Below are 22,148 nucleotides of genomic sequence, written 5' to 3'. Positions count from 1 at the left end.
ATTATTGAAATTCAAATTCCGATACTCTCGATACCTGTCCCTTGATAACGGCGGGAAACCCGGCTTTTCCTACTATGCCCTGAGCGGACGGTTCGGCAAAGCAACTCCAAAGGCCATTCGATCAAACGCGGGATACCGGTTCACAGCGGCCACCGGCTCTCTGAGAATCCCTGCATGTCTGTCTACTTACCCTTCATCACAGTTGTTCACAAATATAGATACAATATTACAACCGCTGAGATGCACGGTCAACATGAAATGTACACGGTTGCCAGCCTCTTTCGGCCAAGCCGGAACTCGTCTGCATAATCGGCCAAGTTCCCTCATAAACATGTATCAGTTTAGGAAATCAAACTGCAGAGGGGATGATCTCATGCGTCGGATCGCAAAGATGCTGACTATTTTGATTGTGTTAAGCATCGTACTTGCCGCATGCGGGAAAAAGGATGCCGCTGGCGTCGTCAAGGATTTGGACAAAGTGGTTACCAAAATGGAAAGTTATCAGGGCACCGGCACCATGACGCTGTTTACCGGCGAGAAGCCCCAGGAGTACAAGGTAGAGGTGTGGTATCAAAATCCTTCCTTTTACCGGATTGCGCTTACCAATGCCGAGAAGGACGTGACTCAGATCGTTCTCCGCAATGAACAGGGCGTATATGTTTTAACGCCGAGCTTGAACAAGAGCTTCCGCTTCCAGAGCGACTGGCCTGAGAACCAGGGCCAAGTGTATCTTTACCAAACCCTGGTACGGAGCATTCTGAGCGACGGCTCCCGTCAATTCGTGAGCGATAAAGACAGCTATGTATTTGAAGTAGCGGCCAATTACAACACGCATGCGCTCGTACGCCAGAAAATTTGGCTGGCTAAGGACAATTATGCGCCAAAACAGGTACAAGTCTCTGACGCACAAGCAAAAGTGGTCGTAGAGGTCAAATTCGACAAATTCGATTTCGATGCCAAGTTTGAGAATAACTCCTTCGATATGCAGCATAATTTGGATGCCGCGGCCAAGGATGCCAAAGGCACGCTGCTGGAAGTCGATGAGAACGGCATGCTGGTCGAGAAGGCGCCGGAGGCGAGCCAGAATGATCCTGCAGCTGAGGATACTGCCTCGGCCGTAGATGAAGGAGATGCCGCACTTCCTGCGTTGTCCGATCCGTTCGGCGTAATTATTCCGACCTATCTGCCTGATGGGGTTGTTTATCAGGATGATAAAATCGTTGATGACAGCGACCGGAGCCTAGTGCTGCAGCGCTATGGAGGTACATATCAATTTACGCTTACGGAATCCAGGTCTCCGGACCGGACGGCCTCGCTGGTTCCCGGCGAATTGATCGACCTTGGCTTTACTTGGGGCTTATTAACAGGAGATGAGCTCCAGACTCTGACCTGGACTACGGATGGTTTGGAGTTCCGGATCACAAGCGATAATCTTCCGCTTAATGAAATGGTGAAAGTCGCCGCTTCTATGCAGGACCAAACGGGTAAATAATTTAGGACAATAGGCGGATTACGGTTATTCCGGAGTCATTTGCACTTCGGAACCCGTCTATTCGCCTCTTTCTTTATTTCTCAGCTCCCGGATTTGACAGCCGCTCCCCGGGACATTACCATTAGTGTATTGTTTGAGAAATGTATTATTTGAGCATGGACTTTCAATCATTAGAGAAGGTGACCTAGAAGTGCAAGTGAAGTATCGACCAACCCAGGCAGTCATTGATTTGGACGCGTTGTATTCCAATTATACGGAGCTGCGGCAGGGACTGCCGTCTGACATGAAACTGCTCGCATGTGTAAAGGCTAATGCCTATGGGCACGGCGCAGCGACTGTGGCAAAGGAGCTTGAACGGTATGGAGCGGATTATCTCAGCGTAGCTTTTTTGGATGAAGCGCTGGAACTGCGCCGTGCCGGAGTTAAGATCCCCGTATTGATTCTTGGATACACGCCGCCGCATGGCGTAAGAACTGCATGGGAGCACGACATCACGCTGACCGTGTTCAGCTGGGAAGTGCTGGAGACGATCAGAGATCTGGATCCTTCGGAATTTCCGCATAAACTTAAGGTCCATATCAAAATTGACTCAGGAATGGGTCGTCTTGGCCTACTTCCCGGAGAAGAGGCGGTTGCGTTCATTCGCAATGCGCTGCAAATTCCGCATGTGGAAGTGGAGGGGATGTATACCCACTATGCCACGGCGGACGAAGAAGACAAAAGCTATACATTGGAGCAGTACCGGCGTTTTCAGGAAGTGGTGGACGCGCTGCGGGAACATGAAATTCATATCCCGATTATACATACGGGTAACAGCGCCGTAGCTATTGATATACCGGAGCTTTCTTGCCGTATGGTGAGAATTGGCATCGCTTTATACGGTCTTTATCCTTCGGATGAAGTACGTAGGGATCGTATCAAGTTAAGACCGATATTATCGCTGACAACGGAGCTGGTAAGGGTTAAAACAATGCCACCGCACTCCGCCATTAGTTACGGGGCGAAATACGTAACCGACCGGGACGAAAGAATCGGAACGATTCCGATCGGCTATGCCGACGGTTATTCACGGTTGCTTGGCGGCAAGGCGCAAGTATTGATACGCGGACGCCGCGTTCCTGTAGTCGGAACCATTTGCATGGACCAATGTATGGTGTCGCTTCAACCTTTGGCTGAGGAAGCCGAAGAAATCCAAGCCGGCGAGGAGGTTGTACTCATCGGCCAGCAGTCCGGCGGCGAAATTACCGCAGACGAACTGGCCTCCATGCTTGGAACTATCCACTACGAAGTGATTTGCATGCTTGCGCATCGGATCCCCCGTTTATACGTTAGTACCGGGAAACCCGATATTCTGGTGAATCCCCTGTTGTCATAAAAGCAAGGGACGACAAAAACCTACAAAACTTTTTTCCTGTATGAAGGAATTTATGACCGGGCAGCGAATGAATAACACATGGAAATCTTCTGGTATGTACGGCATAGTCATTTTTGTTTATAATGATATGCAGCATACTTGATATACTCTCGGCATATATTTCTTTTGTATATATTTCCTTGAATAATGCTATACTGAATCACAAGGTCAGGGGAACAGGGTCGACAAGGTTTTGGGGGTGGAAGTTAGGGATGGCCAACATGCATAACACCAAAAGAATCATGATTAGTTTACCGGATCATCTTTTGCAGGAAGTGGATGGAATCGTCGCGATGGAGAACTCCAATCGCAGCGAGCTGATCAGGCAAGCCATGAAGCTGTATTTAAATGAGCGGAAGAAGAGATTCATCCGTGAGTCGATGCAGCGCGGCTATATGGAAATGGCTAAAATTAATTTATCCATGGCCTCTGAAGCATTCCATGCGGAGGAAGATGCAGACATCACTCTGGACCGCCTAGTAAGCGGGGTGTAACCATTGATCGTAAAGCGCGGCGACGTTTTTTTTGCAGACCTCTCCCCTGTAGTCGGTTCTGAGCAGGGCGGGGTAAGACCGGTGCTTATTATCCAGAACGATATCGGCAACCGATTCAGCCCGACGGCGATCGTTGCCGCTATCACGGCACAAATCCAGAAAGCGAAGCTGCCGACTCATGTGGAGATTGAGGCGGCTACGCATGGTTTTGACCGTGATTCCGTTATTTTGCTGGAACAAATCCGCACGATCGACAAACAGAGACTAACCGATAAGATTACGCATTTAGACGAAGAGACGATGAAAAAAGTGAATGACGCTTTGTTGATCAGTCTTGGTTTAATTGACTTTTAAGCATACAGCCAGACGGGATCTTCGATCCTTGTTGGCCGGGCGCTCCGAACAGGTTGTTCGGGGCGCTTTTCTTTTTTGAAGGATAAGAAAAACAGTGATTTGCCTCAAAATGCTGGAAGCGAATCACTGCCGATATTCAGAGCAAACCCGGGTACTAAGAGTCAATCTGTGCGTAAAGCGTAGATCGGCCGGAGTTTGGCTGCCTTATTGGCAGGAATCATTCCGAACACGATGCCGATGAATAAGGAAAAGCCGAAGGCGATCAGGACGATCGGGACGGAAACCGAGGTGGAGAGGGAAGAATAATGGCCGATCAACGCGCTGGCGCCGTATCCGAGTCCAACTCCGATTAAACCGCCAAACCCGCTTAAAGCGGTAGACTCGACCATGAATTGTAGCAGGATGTTCCTCTTTTTTGCTCCGATCGCTTTACGTATCCCGATTTCTCGTGTTCTTTCGCTGACGGAGACCAGCATAATATTCATGATTCCTATCCCGCCCACGAGCAGAGAGATGCCGGCAATGCCGCCAAGAGCTAGCGACAGCATTTGAGTGGTGGAATTCAAGGTATCCAGCATTTCCTGTGAATTAAACACGGTATAAGCATTGTCCGCGTTCATGAATTTTTTATCAAGAGCGGCTTCCAGCGATGACTTGACTTGTTCGATTTGTTTCGTGTCTTCCACCTGTACGGTGATGGAACGAACTCCCCGGCTTCGCAGAAAGCGTTCGGCCGTGCTGATCGGAATCAGGATTTTGTTATCGTTTGAACCGGTCAGACTGGACCCCTTTGACTCCAGCAGGCCGACAATTTTGAAGCTGGTGCCGTCCAACTGGATCGTTTTCCCAACGGGATCGGCCGTGCCCAGAAACGTGCTGGCCGTTTCGGTCCCGATTAACGCCACCTTCATTCTGAATTCATTGTCCAGATCCAGGATATAGCGGCCCGACTGGACGTGAAAGTCCTGCACCTCTTCATATGACGGAGCAATGCCCTCGATGGATACGGAATCATTGACGGTATCTTTTTTGGCTGTAGCTGACCCGCTTACGACAGGAGAGACCGCCTTGATCCCCTCAATGTCGGCAAGCTGCATTGCTTCTTCATAAGACAAAGAAGTCGTATTTCCCCGCCCCGTAATGTTTACGGTCAATAAGTCCGTGCCCAAGCCTTCGAGCTGCTCCGTAATCTGCGAAGTAGTCCCCTGGCCTACCGATACGAGCGTGATAACCGAGGATACCCCGATAATAATTCCGAGCATCGTGAGCAGGGAACGAATCTTCGCCCCGATGATGCTTTTCCAGGCCATTTTTACGCTTTGCAGCAGATTCATACCGCAAGCCTCCGATCCTCGACGATCATGCCGTCCTGAATGCTGATGACCCGTTTGGCCTGCTCCGCGATGGAGAGATCATGGGTGATGATAATAATGGTATGACCGAGACGGTTAAGCTCCTTCATCTTCTCCATAACCTCTATGCCAGTCTTGCTGTCCAGTGCGCCGGTGGGCTCGTCGGCCAGAAGCAGGGGAGGATTTCCCGCAATCGCTCTTGCTATGGCCACCCGCTGCTGTTGTCCGCCGGACAGCTCGGAAGGTTTATGATGCATCCGGTCCGCCAGACCGACTAGTCTCAAGGACTCTTCGATCGCCTTTTTTCGCTCCTTGTACGGGACATTCCGGTAAATGAGGGGAAGCTCTACATTTTCGAATGCCGTTAGCTTGGGCAAGAGATTGAACTGCTGAAATATGAACCCGATCTTTTCATTACGAATTACGGCCAGTTTATTATCCGACAATTTCTTCACATCCTGGCCATCAAGCAGGTAGATTCCTTCATTGGCTACGTCCAGGCAGCCTAGCATGTTCATCAAAGTGGATTTACCGGAGCCGGATGGGCCGATAATCGCCACAAATTCTCCCTGGTGGATCTGAAAGCTGACGTCTTTGAGGACTGGCATGAGTTCTCCAGCCATTTTGTATCCGTGCCCCAACCCGGAAACGTTGATCAGAGGCTGCTGTAAATCAGACACTATCTGCCACCTCCTGTCCGACTAGCTCCGCCGCCAGGTGTGCCACCGCCCGAGAAGCCTCCACCGGACATGCCTCCGCCAGGCATGGCGCCGTTCGGATTGACACCGCCTCCGCCGAAGCCTCCAAAGCCCCCAAAGCCCCCGGCTTGGCCCATTTGCTCCTGCTGCCGGGTTGAATTAGAGGAGGAGGAACCTATCACTGTAGGAATGACGACTTCGTCGCCTTCTTTTAAACCGCTGACGATTTCAATGGAAGTTTCGTTATGAACGCCGATTTCAACCTCTTGCATGTTCGTTCTGCCGGTAGTTTTAGTTCTTTGCCTGTCTTGTCCTGAATCGCTTGAGGGCTGCCTGTTATCTTCCGATATTTGGGAAGGTCTCGCCGGTGGTTCGCCGGAGGTTCCGATTGGCTGCTGCAGATCGCCTTCCGGAACGATTCTTCCGCCATTCCGGCTGCCGGCCGCGGAGGCGTCGGTAGTCGGAAGAATCACGAAGTAAGACTCGCCTCTTTTTTGCACGGCTTCAACGGGGAGGGTCAAAATATCTGTCTTGTCGGAGAGAACAATGGATGCTTCAGCCGACATGCCGACGCGGATCCCGTCCGATTGCTTCAATTTAATCGTGACATCGAATAGGGATACTCCCCCCGAAGCGGTGCCTTCATTCGCAATTTCGGATACTTCGCCGTCGATCGTTTGATCCGGCAGCGCATCCAGTTGAACGGAAGACTTCATCCCGGTTTTCACCTGCGGGATATCCAATTCATCCACTTGAATTTGTACGCTCAAATTCTGATAATCCTGGATGACGAACAATTCGCTTCCATTGTTGGCCTTTTCGCCGGCAGTGATATTTACCGAAGTAATCGTCCCGTCCATAGGTGATGTTAATGAGTCGGGTGGAATCATATCTTCTTTTATTGAGGCGATTTCATTCTCCGTGCTTTTAATATTCAGTTCTTGCTTGGTGATGGATTTCCGGGTGTTATTCAAATCTTCCTCGGAGGCGCCATCATAAACCTGACGCTTGTACTGGGCCTGAAGGTCAATCAAATCCATTTTCTGCGATTCCAGAGAAGTTTCCTTTGTCTCCAGACTGTCCGATAAGTCGTCGGCCTCGAAGGTAAGCAGGGTTTGCCCCTTTTTCACAATATCTCCGGCTTTGACCATTACCTCATTGACTTTGCCTTCATCCTTGGTACGTACGCTTTGGCTATCCGTCGATATTACCGATCCTGATCCCGACACACTGACGAGGATATTGCCTTTGACAACCTGGGTTGTCCGTTGGACAGGCGCGGCTTCTCCGGTTTTTTTATCCGGCAGGATCAACATCGTAGCCGCCAAGGCAATCAAAATGGCGCCGACAATTCCGACTCCGATCCATAACCATTTCTTTTTTTTCATTCGCTCACTCCCAACTTCCCACGGGTATTTTAAAGATAAAGGTATGTATCAGGTCATATACTAAGGGGCCAATATTAAAGGGGTCTGAAACGAAACTTAAAGTTGTCTGAAACGTAACTTAAAGTTAGCTGAACGTTTTCCGGTACGAAAGCAAGCCCAAAAGCCAAAAATGGTTGGCGCCCGACCCGGAGATGAAGTACAATAATCATAGTTTATGGAGGAGGTACTTTTTTAATGGATCAGAATCCGTCAGATCAGTATCAATATACGACATTCAATAATTATCCGCAGGGTTATCAGCCTGCGCCGCCAGGACCGCCGACACCGGCCAAGACGAACGGCAAATCGATCACATCGCTCGTACTGGGCGTTTTGTCCATCGTAGTCCCGTACATAGGTTTCCTTTTGGGAATTGTCGCAATCGTGTTTGCCAGCCTGTCCTTCAAAGAGTTGAAGCGCACCGGGGAGCAGGGCAAAGGCTTATCGATAGCCGGATTAGTTTGCGGAATCGTCGGGACGGCGATTTACGGAATAATTCTATTTATTCTTGTTTTGGCAATTATTATGTTTGCATCGGCAGGGGTGGAGAATTACTCCACATTTTAATGCACAAACAGAAAGCACCGCAGCCTGGAAGATAATTCGGGCCCGGTGTTTTTCTTCTTTAATCCGCGATGCCTGAAAACTACCATTCGTCCTGCGGTGGAAAAGACGCGGGAAGTTTGTGATAATAAAGGAATCATGGAATTTTTGAATGAAAGAGGGATTTCTTTGTCGCAATCGGAAGCTAACGCAACGCATGAGAAGAATGAGAGCGGAGACCGGGAACGGATTGTACAGCAGGTAGCAAAGGAACTGAGCCTGTCCCTGAAACAGGTGCGGACTACGATTTCGCTGCTGGATGAAGGCAATACGATTCCGTTTATCGCCCGTTACCGGAAAGAAATGACCGGAGAACTGGACGAGAACCAGCTTCGCGATATCGAAGAGCGCACGAATTATCTTCGTAATTTGGAGGAGCGTAAATCCGAGGTAATCCGGATCATCGCGGAGCAGGACAAATTGACAGGCGAACTGGAGGCGGCGATCCGAAAGGCGGTCAAGCTTCAGGAAGTGGAAGACTTGTACCGCCCTTACCGTCAGAAGCGCAAGACCCGGGCCAGCGTGGCGAAGGAAAAAGGACTCGCTCCATTGGCCGATTGGCTGCTCTCCCAGCCTAAACAGGGCGCTCCGTTGACGGAAGCCGCCAAGTACATTCAACCGGACAAGGGCGTGGAGACAGCGGAGGAAGCGTTGCAGGGCGCTATGGATATCGTGGCTGAAGGCATGGCCGACGAAGCGGCGACCCGGGCTTGGGTCCGCAAGTATACGATGGATCATGGCATGATGACGTCCGAAGCGAAGTCACCTGAGGCCGAGTCTGTATATGAGATGTATTATAACTACCGGGAAGCGGCCAAGAAAATGCCGTCCCACCGGATCCTCGCCATGAACCGCGGGGAGCGGGAAGAGATACTTAAAGTCTCGCTTGAAGTGGAGCCAGAGCCGATCCACCGTTTTATTGCCGGCCGATGGATCAAGGGCAGTTCCGTTGCGGATAGCGTGCTGCATGCCGTTGTGGAGGACGCCTACAAACGGTTGATCGCGCCTTCCATCGAGCGGGAAGTGCGCGGCGAGCTCACGGAAAGAGCCGAACAGCAGGCGATTTCCATCTTTGCCGGAAATCTGCGCAGCCTGCTGCTGCAGCCGCCGGTGCGGGGCAAGCGGGTGCTGGGCGTCGATCCTGCATTCCGGACCGGCTGCAAGCTCGCCGTTGTGGACGATACGGGCAAACTATTGGAAGTTGCGGTAACATATCCGACGCCGCCGAACAACAAGAAACGGGAAGCGGCCGCCAAGTTTAATGAGCTGATCGATCGCTACGATATAACCCTGATCGTTATCGGCAACGGTACGGCATCGCGCGAAACGGAACAGTTTGTGGCGGAAGTAATCGCGGAACGCAAGTCTCAGGAACTGGCCTACCTGATCGTCAACGAGGCTGGAGCAAGCGTGTACTCCGCATCCAAGCTGGCTGCGGAGGAGTTCCCCGATCTGGATGTCGCCGAGCGAAGCGCGGTATCCATTGCCCGCCGGCTGCAGGATCCGCTGGCGGAGCTGGTTAAGATCGAGCCGAAGGCGATCGGGGTTGGCCAATACCAGCACGACGTCTCGCAGAAGCACCTCGACGAGAGCCTGACCACCGTAGTGGAATCGGCGGTAAACCACGTCGGTGTCGATGTCAATACGGCTTCGCCTTCACTGTTATCGTACGTGTCCGGCGTGAATGCCACCACGGCGAAGAACATCGTCAAATTCCGCGAAGAGAATGGACGCTTCCGCAACCGGAAACAGCTGCAGAAGGTTCCGCGCCTCGGCGCGAAGACCTATGAGCAATGTATTGGTTTTATGCGGATCGCCGAAGGCGAGCATCCGCTGGATCGTACACCGATTCATCCCGAGTCGTATGAGGTGGTTAACCGGTTGTTCGCCGAGCTGGGCGTAGGCCTGGATCAGCTTGGCTCTAAAGAGTTGGCGGACAAGCTTGCAGCGTTAAACGCCGAGGCACTGGCGGAACGGCTGGAGGTCGGCGTACCGACCCTGCGCGATATTCTGGATAGTCTCCAACGGCCGGGGCGCGATCCCCGCGAAGAGCTGCCGCTTCCGATTTTCCGCACCGATGTGTTGAAGATCGAGGATCTGGTGCCGGGGATGGAGCTGCAGGGCACCGTCCGGAACGTGATCGATTTTGGCGCCTTCGTGGATATCGGGATCAAGAACGATGGCCTCGTCCATATTTCCCAGCTAAGCGAGGGCTATGTCAAACATCCGATGGACGTCGTATCGGTTGGAGATAATGTTACCGTTTGGGTGCTGAATGTAGATCTGAAAAAAGGACGCGTCGGATTAACGATGCGGAAGCCGTAACGAACATAAGGACATTAACTACAGATAAGCCCGCCGATTTCGGCGGGCTTTTACATTGTGATAGAATTCAGCTTGTTTGAGTTGGAGAAGCGCGTGAAGGGTTTGGACAACGCGATTGATTGTTAGCGCTTACAAATATGGTGAATTTGACCTATTCATCTGTGATAATAGTCTGATGTTAGATGACCGTGGAGTCATATATTATGAAAATAAATTCATTGACTAGAATATGTATTCAAAATATAATTCAAATTGAAGTTATTGGGTTGACTTACAATTAAAAGTTGAACCTTTCTCTAAATTGCAAACGTTTGCCCAACTTCATAGTATCTCCTAAAGGAAATGTGGCGGTATTGTTGTCGCTTTTACCCGACTCTATGTTTTTTATTATTTATTGTTAGGAGGTTCTTATGGAAAATATTTTGCAAATGGGCAAATCCGATTCAATGTCGCTTTTTGTCACGCTTTTGTCCTCTTTTCAAGGCATGCATCACAAATACAACGATCAAGAAGATATCGTTCTTTCCCTTCCTATCCTTCCATCCGTACCCGATTAATTCAACGATTCTATATTTTAGACCGAGTTTCGATTCAACAGGAATGACATTTCAAGATGAAGTAACCCCCGGCTATCTTGCATCAAGACCACTCTTAAGTCATTGTTCTGAATGATTTTCACCTCACACTAAGCATTTCATTCAATACTGATCCGATCCTAGTGATCATACCCGCAAACAAGACCCTACGAAATTTAACTGCTTATCATATTTATTTGAAGGATTATATACCTGTTCCATATGAAGACACCTCCAATAACGATTTTGTGCAAACGATTGAACAATCGGGAGAAGTCGAGCCATTCAAATGGACGATGTTAGTGAACATGATGTTTCAAGCATTACTGTATAAGGGGGCGTGTCCGTGAATTCAGAAGCTTTAGTTGCAGCCAAGCCGCAGGAGGCGGTTCCGGAAACCCAGTCAAAGCGCCTGCTGAATAACGCAACCTTTTTGTGGATTTATTTAGGAAGCACATTATCCATTGTGGGGGAAGGTTTTAATTCCATAGTAGTCGGCTTCTGGGTGCTATCGACGACAGGCAGCGCGAAAGCCATGATGACCATCATGGTGGTTCAGATGATAACAAGCTTTTTACTAGGAAGTGTTGCCGGGACTATAGCGGACCGCTATAACCGACGGATGATTATGCTGGGCATGGATATCGTTCGGGGGATTTTGATGGTAGGAGTTGCTGCTGTTTTTTCTTTTGGGGAGGGCCAGAGCTGGTGGATGCTGATTGTCTTGCTGGCATTGGTCGGTGCTGCTTCACAATTCCATAATCCTGCTTTCTCCTCCTCGCTCATTAACATTGTGGGCAAAGAACAGATCCAGAGAGCAACGAGTCTGATGCAAATTACGGATACACTGGCCCGTCTTGCCGGATTGTCTCTTGGTGGAGCTGCTGTCGCCATATTTGGCGGACCGGCATCAGTTATCGTCGTAAGTATTGCTTTTTTTATCTCAGCAGGCTGTGTGCTTCTGTCCGGCTCGTTTCCAAACCCTATACAGCAAGACAGGGAAAAGAAAGGATTTTGGGACGACTTTAAGCACGGATTGTCATATATTCGCGGTCATTCCATTGCCCGTTCCGTTTCCATTCTACTGCCGTCGATTATGGTTTTCTTCGTCGCTTCGATGATGGTTTTTCAAGTGCTTGCCGTAACGATTTGGAAGGCGACTCCGTGGCAATTCGGCATGCTGGAGGCCATTATTCCGATTGGGTACGCGACGGGTGCTGGACTTATCGCATTCATGGGGAGCAAAATCGCCAAACGAGGCATCTGGGTGAGTATTGCCATGCTTTTGGCCGGGCCCAATTTAATGCTTCTTTCATCCATAAACGATGTCTATTTTGCCATTCCCTTTGTATTTCTTGTTGGCTTTATCCTGTCTGTCGGAACGATCATCGTCATGGTAATGCTGCGAACCGAAGTGGATGGAGAATATCAGGGGCGCGTGTTTGGGACCATCGGATCCCTTTCCAGTCTTGCTACGCCTTTTGGGATTATTTTGTCCGGAGTGTTCTCTGACCTATATGGTGCTGACCTTGTCCTGATGATGAATGGGGCAGGATTAACACTGGTTGCGGCGGTTTGTATTTATTTCCTGAAAACTCTGCGCAAATACAATTAATAAAGGGGATGGGGAGTTTTGAAAAGACTCAACATGTTTTTCTTTCCGTATGCTGGAGCCTCCGTATCGGTTTATGAAAGGTGGAAAAACTTGCTGTCTCCTTCCATTCGACTTATCACCGTCGAGCTTCCGGGGCGGGGAAGACGTTTCGGTGAGCCGCTGCTGACTTCTGTAGATGAGATAGTGGAAAATGTTCGGCATACGCTGATTCCACATCTCGACGGCAGTCCATATGCGATGTTTGGACATAGTCTGGGCAGTGTTATCGCCTTTGAAATGAGCCGTAAATTGAGCAGTCTCGGATACCCGGAGCCAGTACACCTTTTCGTTTCGGGCCGTGCTGCACCGCATGTCATCGAGAATGAGAATATGCATCTGATGCCAGATGATCTGTTTTTGGCTAAGATTCAGGAATTAGGGGGAACACCGCGGGAATTTTTTGAAAATCAAGATTTGTTATCTTTGTTCTTGCCGATTTTGAAATGTGATTACCGAGCATCCGAAACCTACCGATTCCATAAAGATGATCGCAGCCCATTATCATGCGACTTTACCGTTTTCTCGGGTTTGCAAGACGGGGATTATGATCCCATGGAGTGGAGCGAACATACGAGTGGCCGATGCGAAGCTTTTGCCTATGAGGGAGGACACTTTTTTCTTCATGATCATGCGGAGCTATTGACGGAAAAAATTCAATCACGACTGTTACAACCGGGGAGGGTGTTGTGATGAATAGTTTAGTCGAGCTCATTCGGATGCGGAGTGATAGTACCAAAGGCATCACCTTTATCCGCAACGGCAAAGAGGAAGCGGCGATAACCTATGGGGATTTGTTGCAACGTTCATCTGCACTACTCAAACGTATGCAGGATAAAGGGCTGAAGCGGGGCAGGGAAATTGTGTTCCTTCTGGAGGATCAGGAATTGTTCCTGACTTGGTTTTGGGCCTGTCAGCTTGGAGGGATGATACCGGTCCCCTTATCCGCCGGAGCAAGCGAGGAGAACAAAAGAAAGCTCATCAAGGTGTTTCAAAAACTTCATGCTCCTTTTCTGGTAATTGAGGACAAGCGGGTACTCGAACGATGGGAAGGAGAAGCGGAATCGGATTCGGAAGATCAGATTGCGTTCTTTAGGAAGTTGAGGGATATAACCTGGGAGACAGAAAAAGAGGATTTGTTCGAAGGTCCGACGGGAGGAATATATCATCCAGACCCTAATGATCTTGCCTTCATTCAATTTTCTTCCGGATCTACCGGGGATCCAAAGGGCGTCATGCTGACGCACGCTAATCTGCTTGCGAATATGCAGGCGATTGTGGCTTGCTCCGAAGCAACGGATCAAGATTCCTCACTTAGCTGGATGCCGCTTACCCATGATATGGGACTGATCGGCTTTCACCTGACCCCGTTGCTGGCTGATATGCACCAATATATGATGCCGACTGCTCTATTTGTCCAACATCCGACGATGTGGTTTCAGAAGGCAAGCGATCACCGTATTACGACGCTGGCATCACCGAATTTCGGGTATAGCCACTTTTTGAATTTTTACAAGAAGGATCGGGCAACGGGTTGGGATCTGTCCTGCGTCCGTTTGATATTCAACGGTGCAGAACCGATATCGGCCAAACTGAGCAGACAATTTACAGAAGAGATGGGCGCATACGGGCTACGTTCTCATACTGCATTTCCCGTGTACGGTATGGCGGAAGCCAGTCTTGCGGTGACGTTCCCGCCGGTTGATGAGCCGCTCCTCGACATTCGGATTGAACGTGATACCGCCGTAGGAGAATCTGTCAGGGAAATTTCAGGGGAAGATGCGGGAGAACTTTCGGAGTTATCGTTTGTCGATCTCGGGATGCCCGTGAAGGATTGTCAGGTTCGTATTTGTGATGATGACGGGAATCCATTATCTGAACGAACGATAGGCGAAGTTCAAATCAAGGGACCGAATGTGACAAGCGGGTATTACAACGACCCGGTGGCTACAGGCAAAGCGATAGGGGAAGATGGGTGGCTGAGAACCGGGGATTTAGGTTTCATGCGTAATGGTCGCTTAGTCGTTACAGGCAGAAAGAAGGATATTCTGTTTGTGAACGGTCAGAATGTGTACCCGCATGATTTAGAGCGAATCATTGAAGAAATGGATGAAGGCAAATTACGAAGAGTCGCCGTATGCGGCGCATTTAACGAACAATTGCAAAGTGATGAAATCATCGTATTCGCCGTATATCGGGGCAGCATCGAGTCGTTTGCTCCCCTTGCGGATAATGTAGCCAAGTTTATTCGTGAAAGGGCGGGCTACGAAATTGGCTGGGTACTGCCTGTAAAGCAATTGCCGAAGACAACGAGCGGAAAACTGCAGCGATATATTCTCGCAGACCAGTACAAAAACGGTCACTTCGATCAAGATAAAGAAGCACTCCGGCAAATCAGGAAGAGTTCGGAGCAAGTGCGTGAGGCCAAGTGGTCCGAGGATGAGACGGAGCGAGCCTTACAGCGGTTATGTTCAGAAGTATTGCAAACGGGGCCATTGGATGTGGATGATTCTTTACTTGAGATCGGTATCAATTCCTTGAAGGTGATGATGCTGGTTTCCGCTGTGTCCGAGAGGTTTGGCGTAGACCTGTCCATTCGGGAGGTGTATTCGGTTCCTACAATCCGAGAGCTGGCCAAAGTGGTGAAGACGTCCAGAATTGAGGAACGAGGACCAATCGAAAAGGCAGCGCCACGCCCGTACTATCCATTAACAAGTGCGCAGAATCGGATCTATATGCAAGAGCAACTTGAAGGAATCGGTACCACATACAATATTCCGGCTGCGTTAAGTATGGATGGTTCCGTTGACTTGAACCGTGTAGAACAAGCGCTGCAAGAGCTGGTCGACAGGCATGAAGCGCTTCGGACCTCGTTTCATTTTGTGAACGGGGAAGCGGTGCAGCAAATTGAAGACAAATTAATATTCAGCCTGGGTAGGGTACAGGCGGAAGAACAGGAACTTTCCCGAATAATGGAACGTTTTGTTCAACCATTTGAGCTATCGCAGGCGCCATTGTTCCGAGCCCAAGCGGTTCGGTTGGGGGAATCCAGCTACGTCTTGCTTCTGGATACGCATCATTTAGTCTGTGACGGGATTTCTTTAAATGTGCTAATTGATGAATTCAGAATGCTCTACCAAGGGAACACGCTTGAAGCGGTCCCGATTCAATATAACGATTATGCATTATGGTCGCTCACTGAACGAAGCGAAAAGAGGATGGAGCGCCATCGGACTTACTGGATGCAGCGTCTTGAGGGACCTCTTCCGATACTGGAGATGATCACGGACCACGCTCGTCCAACGGAGCGGACTTTCGACGGAAATCAGATTAAGCTCCCTATCCCTGCTCGTACCGTGCAAAAGTTGAATAAGCTTACAGCTGCGCACGGCGCTACCGGTTATGCGATATTATTGTCCATTTATACTATCTTGCTGCATAGGTACACATCGCAGAACGACTTTGTCATCGGCACCTTAACGGGAGGACGGCTTCGGCCGGAAAGTAACCGGGTGATCGGAATGTTCAACAATTTCTTACCGATTCGCCAAGAGGTGCATGGTGAGCAGACATTCATCGATTTGCTGCACAAAATGAATGACACCTTGCTGGATGCATACGATCATCAGGAAATGCCGTTTGATGAGATCGTGGCGAATTGCGGAATCGTACAGGATCGATCCCGTAATCCTTTATTCGATACGATGTTGATTTACCATAACCAAATGAATGGGAATGTGGACTTTGAAGCAAACGGAGTCCGTTTCAGCCAAAGGGATATACCGGGGAGAACTTCAAAGCTCGACCTGAAGTGGGATATATTCCCCGGCGCTGACGGACAATTGGATTGCGTGCTGGAGTATAACTGTAACTTGTTCGATCGAGATACGATGAATCGGTTTGCCGAGCGGTTCATCCAACTGGCCGATGAGGCGGCCGAGCACCCGGAGCGGCCTGTGGGCGAGTTGGAAATGATGACGCCCGGGGAGAAGGGACGACTTGTTCAATGCAGTGCCGGAGAAACGGTGGACTACCGCCGCGAGGCGACGCTGCATGGACTGTTCGAGGAACAGGTGCGAAAGGATCCGGATCAAGTGGCTTGGAACCTGGATTCCTCAGCACTAACCTATGGGGAATTGAACGAACGATCGAACCGACTGGCCTGGCATCTCCGGGAATGCGGTCTCGGTCCGGATGTAATCGCCGCCGTGGTAATGGAGCGTTCGGCGGAGATGATGGTCGCCCTGCTCGCCGTATTCAAAGCTGGCGGCGCTTATCTGCCGATATCACCGGATTTCCCGGCGGAGCGGATGTCGTACATGCTGGAAGACAGCGAAGTGCGAGTGGTGTTGACGCAAGGGAAGCTGCTTGGTGAATTGCGCGGGAAGCTCACTGCATGGAGCGGCGAGTGGGTGGATGTGTCTGCGAAGGTTGGTCTTGAAGATAGTGGTCCTGAAGAGAGTGGTTCGGCAGACAGGCAGGCGGATAACGATAATTTGGAACCGCTCGGAAACTCACAGAATTTGGCCTATGTAATCTATACTTCCGGCTCAACCGGCCGCCCGAAAGGGGTCATGGTGGAGCATCGCTCCGTCGTGAACCGGTTGAACTGGATGCAAAGGGCTTATCCGCTGTCTGATCGGGACGTCATTTTGCAGAAGACGCCGTTCACGTTCGACGTCTCGGTATGGGAGCTATTCTGGTGGGGACAAGCCGGCGCTAAAGTATGCTTCCTGACCCCGGGGGGCGAGAAAGACCCGGCAGAGATTATCGAAGCGGTATCCCGGCATGGCGTAACTACGATGCATTTCGTGCCATCGATGCTGAATGCGTTTCTCGACGAATTGGAGACGAGACCGGAAGGCATTGGCAAACTGGGAAGTTTGCGATATGTGTTCGCCAGTGGCGAGGCCTTGACGGCACGACAGGTGAACCGGTTCCGGGCGCTGCTTGGAGGTAGCGAAGGCGAAGAAGCCGGCGGAGTACGGCTGATCAACCTGTACGGACCGACCGAGGCCACGGTGGATGTCAGTCACTATGATTGCTCGGGTATGATGGAGGTCGTTGACCCGGTGCCGATTGGGAAGTCGATTGACAATACGAGACTTTACATTGTGGATAGCGGTAACCGACTGCAACCGGTGGGCGTAGCAGGGGAGTTGTGTATTGCCGGCGACGGGCTGGCAAGAGGGTATTTGAACCGGAATGACTTGACGGTCGAGAAGTTCATTCCGTGTCCGTTTGAAGCGGAATCGGGCGGAGTGATGTACCGGACGGGTGATCTGGCCCGCTGGCTTCCCGACGACAACATTGAATATTTGGGACGGATCGACAACCAAGTGAAAATCCGGGGTTACCGCATTGAGCCGGGTGAGATCGAGGAAGCGATTTTGAGGTTTGAAGCGGTGAAGGAAGCGGTGGTCACAGCCCGGAAGGATACGCACGGCAACGCCTACTTATGTGCATATTACGTAACGGAGCGTGATGGGTTGCTTGAGCCGTCCGAACTGCGCAGCGAACTGAAGACTCACTTGCCGGGTTATATGGTTCCGGCGTTTGCGGTTCGGCTGGAGAATCTTCCTTTGACGGTTAGCGGCAAGATTGACCGGAAGGCGCTGCCGGAGCCGCAATCGCAGCTTACGGCAGAGGAAGGGGATTATACCGCTCCAACCGGGGAGACGGAAGAAAAGCTTGCGGAGATTTGGCAAGAGGTGCTCGGAGTGGAGAAGATTTCCGTGCACGATCATTTTTTCGATCTGGGAGGGAACTCCTTAACTGCGGCGCAATTGACGATGAGGATTCATCGATCCTTCGGTCGGAGCTTACCGCTTCGCGATTTGTTCCGTACGCCGACTATAGCGGGTCTGGCTAGCCAATTGGAGTTGCTGGAATCAACCGGGGACTACTCGGAAGTTGTACCGGCAGAGTTAAGGGATGCATATCCGCTAACCCCTGCCCAGAAGCGTCTATTCTTCCTAAGCAGAATGGAAGATCAAAGCCGGGCTTACAATTTGCCTGTTGTCATTGAGATCACAGGAAGCGTGGATGCGGGCCGGTTGGAGGAAGCATTCATGAAACTCATCGAGCGGCACAGTTCTCTTCGAACCGCATTCGTGCTAAAGGATGGAGTTCCGGTTCAAATGATACGTGAGAACGTCGGCTTCGAGCTTTTCACTGCCGATATCGGGAATAAATCACTCCAGGAGTGGTACCAGAGATTTGTAACTCCGTTCGATCTTGCAAACCCTCCGTTGTTAAGGGCAGCCCTGATCAATGAGACGGATGAAAAGCGATATTTGCTGTTTGATATGCACCACATTGCCGGAGACGGCTTGTCGATGGTTGTGCTGCAAAATGAATTGATTGCCTTATACGAAGGGAAGCCGCTTGCCGAGCAGACGGTGCAGTACAAAGATTTCGCATTGTGGCAGCTTGGGGAAGCAAATCAGCGCATGCTGGAGAAGCAGCGGCTTTACTGGCTGGATGCGATGGCGGGAGAACGGCCCGTGCTTGACCTGCCGATGGATTATGCCAGATCGTCGCTGAAGAGCAACGAAGGCGGCCAACATACATTCATTATTCCGGAAAGACTGGCTTCCAAGCTGAATGCCCTTGCTTCTCAAGCGGGCGCAACACCTTATATGGTACTGCTATCCGTCTTCCATATCCTTTTAGCCCGAAGTTCCGGTCAAACGGAGATTATGATCGGAACACCGGTTGCAGGAAGACCGCAAGCATCGCTTGAATCCATGATCGGTATGTTTGTGAACACGCTGGTCATTCGGAATAGTATGAACAACGGGCAAAGTTTTAAATCGTTTCTGGAAAGCGTCCGTATGACTGCGCTGGGTGCGTTCGACAATAGTGATTATCCATTCGAGGAATTGGTCGATGAGCTCGGAATAGCCCGGGATTTAAGCCGAAACCCGCTATTCGATGTCATGTTCGTTATGCAAAATATGCAGCGGGCGAAGCCGCAGATCGGTGAGGTCACCTTTCATACATTGGATATACAGACGGGCGTCTCAAAATTTGATTTATTACTGGAAATTATGACGGACGAAATGGATGCATATGCATACAAATGCAAATTCGAGTACAGTACGAAGCTGTTTAAAGCCGCAACGATCGCACGATTTGCAGAGCGGTTCATCCAGCTGGCCAATGAGGCGGCCGAGCACCCGGAGCGGCCTGTGGGCGAGTTGGAAATGATGTCGTCAGGGGAGAAGGAACAGCTTGTTCAATGCAGTGCCGGAGAAACGGTGGAATACCGCCGCGAGGCGACACTGCATGGACTGTTCGAGGAACAGGTGCGAAAGGATCCGGATCAAGTGGCTTGGAACATGGATTCTTCAGCACTGACCTACGGGGAATTGAACGAACGGTCGAACCGACTGGCCCGGCATCTCCGGGAATGCGGTCTCGGTCCGGATGTAATCGCCGCAGTTGTAATGGAGCGCTCAGCGGAGATGATGGTCGCTCTGCTCGCCGTACTCAAAGCAGGCGGCGCTTATCTACCGATTTCACCGGATTTCCCGGCGGAGCGGATGTCGTACATGCTGGAAGACAGCAAAGCTCGATTCGTGTTGACGCAAGAGAAGCTGCTTGGTGAATTGCGCGGGAAGCTTGCTTCATGGAACGGTGAGTGGGTGGACGTGTCTGCGAAGATTGGTCCTGAAGAGAGTGGTTCGGCAGACAGGCAGGCGAATAACGATAATTTGGAACCGCTCGGAAACTCACAGAATTTGGCCTATGTAATCTATACTTCCGGCTCAACCGGCCGCCCGAAAGGGGTCATGGTGGAGCATCGCTCCGTTGTGAACCGGTTGAACTGGATGCAAAGAGCTTATCCGCTGTCTGATCGAGACGTCATTTTACAGAAGACGCCGTTCACGTTCGACGTCTCGGTATGGGAGCTATTCTGGTGGGGACAAGCCGGCGCTAAAGTATGCTTCCTGACCCCGGGGGGCGAGAAAGACCCGGCAGAGATTATCGAAGCGGTATCCCGGCATGGCGTAACTACGATGCATTTCGTGCCATCGATGCTGAAGGCGTTCCTCGACGAATTGGAGACGAGACCGGAAGGCATTGGCAAACTGGGAAGTTTGCGATATGTGCTCGCCAGTGGCGATGCCTTGACGGCACGACAGGTAAACCGATTCCGGGCGCTGCTTGGAGGTAGCGAAGGCGAAGAAGCCGGCGGCGCACGGCTGATCAACCTGTACGGACCGACCGAGGCCACGGTGGATGTCAGTCATTACGACTGCTCAGGTCTGATGGAGGTCGTTGATCCGGTGCCGATTGGGAAGCCGATCGACAATACGAGGCTTTACATTGTGGATGTTGGAAATCGTCTGCAACCGGTGGGCGTAGCAGGGGAGTTGTGTATTGCTGGCGACGGGCTGGCAAGAGGGTATTTGAACCGGAATGACTTGACGGCCGAGAAGTTCATTCCGTGTCCGTTTGAAGTGGAATCGGGCGGAGTGATGTACCGGACGGGTGATCTGGCCCGCTGGCTTCCGGATGGAAATATTGAATACTTGGGACGGATCGACAACCAAGTGAAAATCCGGGGTTACCGCATTGAGCCGGGTGAGATCGAAGAGGCGATATTGAGACATGAAGCGGTGAAGGAAGCGGTGGTCACAGCCCGGAAGGATACGCACGGCAACGCCTACTTATGTGCGTATTACGTTACTGAGCGTGATGGAAAGCTTGAGCCGTCCGAACTGCGCAGCGAATTGAAAGCCCACTTGCCGGTTTACATGGTTCCGGCGTTTGCGGTTCGGCTGGAGGAGCTTCCTTTGACGGTCAGCGGCAAGATTGACCGCAAGGCGCTGCCGGAGCCGCAATTGCAGCATACGGCAGACGAAGGGGATTATACCGCTCCAACCGGACAAATGGAAGAGAAGCTGGCGGCAATCTGGCAAGAGGTGCTCGGAGTAGAGAAGGTTTCCATGCATAACAACTTCTTTGATGTTGGAGGCAACTCCTTGCTCCTGCTCCGCGTGCAGCATGAATTAGATCGTCTAGCACCGGGCGCTGTGAAAATAACCGATTTGTTCGCTCATCCGACTGTAACCAAACTGGCGGCTTTCATCGAGGAACGGCAACGGGAAGGGAATCGTCCATGGACGGTACAACCTGCAGTGTTACCTGTTTCTTTCTTCACAGTTTCTGAGCAGAATCAACAAGCGACTGTACTTGAAAGTCGGCTGGATTCGGAAACAACTCAACGCTTGAACAGCTTTGCCCAGTCGTCAAATACCGATCTTTATGCAGTGCTCGTGGCGTCTTACTTATTCGTCCTTGGCAAACATGCGCATGCGAAGGAGATGACAGTCCAGGCGGCATTACCAGGGCAAACACTGGTTAATGTTGGGCAGCAGCTTGAAGGAATTACCGACTTCTCTGAATTGCTAGACAGTGTATCCCAAGGAATGTCTAATTCCGGCAATTCTCTCATCTATACTGCTGACGAAATGAGGCAGCGGGGTGTGAAAAAAGATGACCATGAGGCGTATCCCTTGGTCCGATGGAAGAAAGACGGAGAATGGGGAAGCCGTGAACTTCAATGGTTTGACTTCGTATTGTCCGCCCAACAGGATGCCAGGGGCGTAGAATTTAGTCTCGATTACAACGGCAGAAGAATGAGAAGAGAGAAGATGAAGGCCCTCTTATCCGATCTTATGAAATTCCTTGTTTATTTATCCGAACAGAGCATGCAGAAGGAAGGGGCCGTGTGAGGATGAGGAAGGAGGAA

Annotated in this window: 13 protein-coding genes and 1 other annotated feature (1 of these 14 only partly in view); of the genes, 10 read left to right on the top strand and 3 right to left on the bottom strand. The window is 50.8% G+C overall.

Annotation, left to right across the window (positions count from 1 at the left end; all coding sequences use genetic code 11):
• Positions 1-209: a binding site (T-box leader), on the bottom strand (it extends 98 nt beyond the left edge of the window).
• Positions 210-373: 164 nt separating this feature from the next.
• The 4 genes from NYE70_RS20435 (at position 374) to NYE70_RS20420 (ending at position 3,754) form a co-directional block, all read left to right on the top strand.
• Positions 374-1,492, top strand: coding sequence for an outer membrane lipoprotein-sorting protein (locus NYE70_RS20435; RefSeq protein ID WP_341047854.1), 1,119 nt, complete (start codon positions 374-376; stop codon positions 1,490-1,492).
• Between the two features lie 190 nt (positions 1,493-1,682).
• Entirely contained in the window at positions 1,683-2,867 is a 1,185-nt protein-coding gene (gene alr, locus NYE70_RS20430; RefSeq protein ID WP_341047851.1) for an alanine racemase, read from the top strand.
• Positions 2,868-3,118: 251 nt separating this feature from the next.
• Positions 3,119-3,400: a CopG family ribbon-helix-helix protein gene (locus tag NYE70_RS20425; protein ID WP_018750966.1), complete on the top strand. Its 282-nt coding sequence runs from the start codon at positions 3,119-3,121 to the stop codon at positions 3,398-3,400.
• A gap of 3 nt (positions 3,401-3,403) precedes the next feature.
• Positions 3,404-3,754 carry a type II toxin-antitoxin system PemK/MazF family toxin gene (locus NYE70_RS20420; RefSeq protein WP_211021686.1) on the top strand — a complete coding sequence of 117 codons (351 nt, stop codon included), beginning with the start codon at positions 3,404-3,406 and terminating at the stop codon, positions 3,752-3,754.
• A 161-nt stretch (positions 3,755-3,915) separates the two neighbouring features.
• Here NYE70_RS20420 and NYE70_RS20415 read toward each other — a convergent pair whose 3' ends face one another.
• Genes NYE70_RS20415 through NYE70_RS20405 form a run of 3 tightly spaced genes read right to left on the bottom strand, consistent with a single transcriptional unit; the run spans position 3,916 to position 7,192 of the window.
• Positions 3,916-5,088, bottom strand: a complete 1,173-nt coding sequence (locus NYE70_RS20415) for an ABC transporter permease (protein ID WP_211021687.1) — start codon at positions 5,086-5,088, stop codon at positions 3,916-3,918.
• Positions 5,085-5,729 (bottom strand): ABC transporter ATP-binding protein, encoded by a 645-nt coding sequence (locus NYE70_RS20410; RefSeq protein WP_211022168.1) that lies wholly within the window; start codon positions 5,727-5,729, stop codon positions 5,085-5,087. The genes NYE70_RS20415 and NYE70_RS20410 overlap by 4 nt, the downstream gene beginning before the upstream one ends.
• Positions 5,730-5,785: 56 nt before the next feature.
• Positions 5,786-7,192: an efflux RND transporter periplasmic adaptor subunit gene (locus NYE70_RS20405; RefSeq protein WP_341047845.1), complete on the bottom strand. Its 1,407-nt coding sequence runs from the start codon at positions 7,190-7,192 to the stop codon at positions 5,786-5,788.
• Between the two features lie 234 nt (positions 7,193-7,426).
• On the opposite strand from NYE70_RS20405, the gene NYE70_RS20400 reads away from it, so the two are divergent.
• The 6 genes from NYE70_RS20400 (at position 7,427) to NYE70_RS20375 (ending at position 22,131) form a co-directional block, all read left to right on the top strand.
• Entirely contained in the window at positions 7,427-7,798 is a 372-nt protein-coding gene (locus NYE70_RS20400; RefSeq protein WP_211021690.1) for a DUF4190 domain-containing protein, read from the top strand.
• Between the two features lie 135 nt (positions 7,799-7,933).
• Entirely contained in the window at positions 7,934-10,159 is a 2,226-nt protein-coding gene (locus NYE70_RS20395; protein ID WP_341047843.1) for a Tex family protein, read from the top strand.
• 410 nt (positions 10,160-10,569) lie between these two features.
• Positions 10,570-10,716, top strand: a complete 147-nt coding sequence (locus NYE70_RS20390) for a hypothetical protein (RefSeq protein ID WP_211021692.1) — start codon at positions 10,570-10,572, stop codon at positions 10,714-10,716.
• Positions 10,717-11,080: 364 nt separating this feature from the next.
• The gene (locus tag NYE70_RS20385; protein ID WP_341047840.1) at positions 11,081-12,349 is read left to right on the top strand and encodes an MFS transporter; all 1,269 of its coding nucleotides are present in this window, start codon (positions 11,081-11,083) and stop codon (positions 12,347-12,349) included.
• 18 nt (positions 12,350-12,367) lie between these two features.
• Positions 12,368-13,078, top strand: coding sequence for a thioesterase II family protein (locus NYE70_RS20380; protein ID WP_341047839.1), 711 nt, complete (start codon positions 12,368-12,370; stop codon positions 13,076-13,078).
• Entirely contained in the window at positions 13,078-22,131 is a 9,054-nt protein-coding gene (locus NYE70_RS20375; protein WP_341047838.1) for an amino acid adenylation domain-containing protein, read from the top strand. The genes NYE70_RS20380 and NYE70_RS20375 overlap by 1 nt, the downstream gene beginning before the upstream one ends.
• Positions 22,132-22,148 lie beyond the last annotated feature (17 nt).

It is taken from the genome of Paenibacillus sp. FSL R5-0407, from assembly GCF_038009185.1.
GTDB lineage: Bacteria > Bacillota > Bacilli > Paenibacillales > Paenibacillaceae > Fontibacillus > Fontibacillus vini.
This window is presented reverse-complemented; position numbering and strand designations above follow the sequence as displayed.